This is a genomic window from Arthrospira sp. PCC 8006, from assembly GCF_046480465.1.
GTDB classification, from domain to species: Bacteria; Cyanobacteriota; Cyanobacteriia; order Cyanobacteriales; family Microcoleaceae; genus Limnospira; species Limnospira platensis.
Genome location: NZ_PKGG01000579.1, coordinates 1 through 408 on the forward strand (window position 1 = coordinate 1; position 408 = coordinate 408).

At 38.1% G+C, this 408-nt stretch carries 1 protein-coding gene; it reads left to right on the forward strand.

Annotation, left to right across the window (positions count from 1 at the left end):
• The coding region (locus tag B9T16_RS29465; RefSeq protein ID WP_410246476.1) for a hypothetical protein at positions 1–181 on the forward strand (181 nt) is incomplete at its 5' end.
• Positions 182–408: the final 227 nt, after the last annotated feature.

Sequence of the window (408 nt, forward strand, 5' to 3'; positions counted from 1 at the left end):
CCACGGCGATGTCTCTTCGGAGGAAACCATCCGCGACCGCGTGGCGATGGATGCGCGTTATGTGGAGGAGTGGAGTTTGGGGCTGGATATGGAGGTGCTGTTTCGGACGTTTTTTTTGTGGCAAAACAGAACTAAAGATAAAAGTGAAAAGCTAAAAGTTAAAAGTACTTCCAACTTCTAGTTTCACATTACTTTTCACTTTTAACTATTAACTTTTAACTAACTAAGCTGTGGGAAAAACAGTACTAAAGATAAAAGTTAAAAGTACTTCCAACTTCTAGTTTCACATTACTTTTMACTTTTAACTATTAACTTTTAACTAACTAAGCTGTGGGAAAATCTATCTTGAGGGATAAGAGTTATCAATTTGCGCGAGATATCGTAAAGATTTGCCGGGCATTACAGCAA